General features: G+C 56.8%; 1 rRNA gene. It reads right to left on the reverse strand.

Going from position 1 to position 3,199, the window contains the following annotated elements:
- Positions 1-22 precede the first annotated feature (22 nt).
- Positions 23-3,143: ribosomal RNA gene (locus HZS56_RS37555) — 23S ribosomal RNA — on the reverse strand.
- Between the last annotated feature and the right edge of the window lie 56 nt (positions 3,144-3,199).

Genomic DNA, 3,199 nt, shown 5'->3' on the forward strand with positions numbered 1-3,199 from the left:
AACACAGTGGACGCGAGCAACTGAGGACAAGCCCTCGGCCTATTAGTACCAGTCACCTCCACACCTTACGGTGCTTCCAGATCCGGCCTATCAACCCAGTCGTCTACTGGGAGCCTTACCCCATCAAGTGGGTGGGAGTCCTCATCTCGAAGCAGGCTTCCCGCTTAGATGCTTTCAGCGGTTATCCCTCCCGAACGTAGCCAACCAGCCATGCCCTTGGCAGAACAACTGGCACACCAGAGGTTCGTCCGTCCCGGTCCTCTCGTACTAGGGACAGCCCTTCTCAAGACTCCTACGCGCACAGCGGATAGGGACCGAACTGTCTCACGACGTTCTAAACCCAGCTCGCGTACCGCTTTAATGGGCGAACAGCCCAACCCTTGGGACCGACTCCAGCCCCAGGATGCGACGAGCCGACATCGAGGTGCCAAACCATCCCGTCGATATGGACTCTTGGGGAAGATCAGCCTGTTATCCCCGGGGTACCTTTTATCCGTTGAGCGACGGCGCTTCCACAAGCCACCGCCGGATCACTAGTCCCGACTTTCGTCCCTGCTCGACCCGTCGGTCTCACAGTCAAGCTCCCTTGTGCACTTACACTCAACACCTGATTGCCAACCAGGCTGAGGGAACCTTTGGGCGCCTCCGTTACTCTTTAGGAGGCAACCGCCCCAGTTAAACTACCCATCAGACACTGTCCCTGATCCGGATCACGGACCCAGGTTAGACATCCAGCACGACCAGACTGGTATTTCAACGACGACTCCACCCACACTGGCGTGCGAGTATCAAAGTCTCCCAGCTATCCTACACAAGCCGAACCGAACACCAATATCAAACTGTAGTAAAGGTCCCGGGGTCTTTCCGTCCTGCTGCGCGAAACGAGCATCTTTACTCGTAGTGCAATTTCACCGGGCCTATGGTTGAGACAGTCGAGAAGTCGTTACGCCATTCGTGCAGGTCGGAACTTACCCGACAAGGAATTTCGCTACCTTAGGATGGTTATAGTTACCACCGCCGTTTACTGGCGCTTAAGTTCTCAGCTTCGCCCCACCGAAATGGAGCTAACCGGTCCCCTTAACGTTCCAGCACCGGGCAGGCGTCAGTCCGTATACATCGCCTTACGGCTTCGCACGGACCTGTGTTTTTAGTAAACAGTCGCTTCTCGCTGGTCTCTGCGGCCACCCCCAGCTCAGAGTGCAAAACCCATCACCAGAAATGGCCCCCCTTCTCCCGAAGTTACGGGGGCATTTTGCCGAGTTCCTTAACCATAGTTCACCCGAACGCCTCGGTATTCTCTACCTGACCACCTGAGTCGGTTTAGGGTACGGGCCGCCATGAAACTCGCTAGAGGCTTTTCTCGACAGCATAGGATCATCCACTTCACCACAATCGGCTCGGCATCAGGTCTCAGACTATTGCCAGGCGGATTTACCTACCTGACGTCCTACACCCTTACCCCGGGACAACCACCGCCCGGGATGGACTACCTTCCTGCGTCACCCCATCACTCACCTACTAACCGCTTGGTTCAGCGGCTCCACCACTCCCCTTTGCCCGAAGGCTCCAGGGCGGCTTCACGGCCTTAGCATCACGATGCTCGATGTTTGACGCTTCACAGCGGGTACCGGAATATCAACCGGTTATCCATCGACTACGCCTGTCGGCCTCGCCTTAGGTCCCGACTTACCCTGGGCAGATCAGCTTGACCCAGGAACCCTTAGTCAATCGGCGCAAACGTTTCTCACGTTTGTATCGCTACTCATGCCTGCATTCTCACTCGTGAACCGTCCACAACTACCTTCCAGTGCTGCTTCACCCGGCACACGACGCTCCCCTACCCAACCCAGCACCCGTTAGAGCTATACGCTGGATTGACACGACTTCGGCGGTACGCTTGAGCCCCGCTACATTGTCGGCGCGGAATCACTAGACCAGTGAGCTATTACGCACTCTTTCAAGGATGGCTGCTTCTAAGCCAACCTCCTGGTTGTCTGTGCGACTCCACATCCTTTCCCACTTAGCGTACGCTTAGGGGCCTTAGTCGATGCTCTGGGCTGTTTCCCTCTCGACCATGGAGCTTATCCCCCACAGTCTCACTGCCGCGCTCTCACTTACCGGCATTCGGAGTTTGGCTAAGGTCAGTAACCCGGTAGGGCCCATCGCCTATCCAGTGCTCTACCTCCGGCAAGAAACACACGACGCTGCACCTAAATGCATTTCGGGGAGAACCAGCTATCACGGAGTTTGATTGGCCTTTCACCCCTAACCACAGGTCATCCCCCAGGTTTTCAACCCTGGTGGGTTCGGTCCTCCACGACCTCTTACAGCCGCTTCAACCTGCCCATGGCTAGATCACTCCGCTTCGGGTCTTGAGCGTGCTACTCCAACGCCCTCTTCGGACTCGCTTTCGCTACGGCTACCCCACCCGGGTTAACCTCGCAACACACCGCAAACTCGCAGGCTCATTCTTCAAAAGGCACGCAGTCACGAGATGGAAGCAAGCTTCCATCCGACGCTCCCACGGCTTGTAGGCACACGGTTTCAGGTACTATTTCACTCCGCTCCCGCGGTACTTTTCACCATTCCCTCACGGTACTATCCGCTATCGGTCACCAGGGAATATTTAGGCTTAGCGGGTGGTCCCGCCAGATTCACACGGGATTTCTCGGGCCCCGTGCTACTTGGGTGTCTCACAAGCAAGCCGCTAATGTTTCGACTACGGGGGTCTTACCCTCTACGCCGGACCTTTCGCATGTCCTTCGCCTACATCAACGGTTTCTGACTCGCCCTGTTGCCGGCAGACAACAGAAGTGAGATCCCACAACCCCGCACACGCAACCCCTGCCGGGTCTCACACGTGAACGGTTTAGCCTCATCCAGTTTCGCTCGCCACTACTCCCGGAATCACGGTTGTTTTCTCTTCCTGCGGGTACTGAGATGTTTCACTTCCCCGCGTTCCCTCCACACTGCCTATGAGTTCAGCAGCGGGTGACAGCCCATGACGACTGCCGGGTTTCCCCATTCGGACACCCCCGGATCAAAGCCTGGTTGACGACTCCCCGGGGCCTATCGCGGCCTCCCACGTCCTTCATCGGTTCCTGGTGCCAAGGCATCCACCGTGCGCCCTTAAAAACTTGGCCACAGATGCTCGCGTCCACTGTGCAGTTCTCAAACAACGACCAACCACCCATCACCC

Origin of the sequence: Streptomyces mayonensis (genome assembly GCF_018982965.1) — a bacterium.
GTDB lineage: Bacteria > Actinomycetota > Actinomycetes > Streptomycetales > Streptomycetaceae > Streptomyces > Streptomyces mayonensis.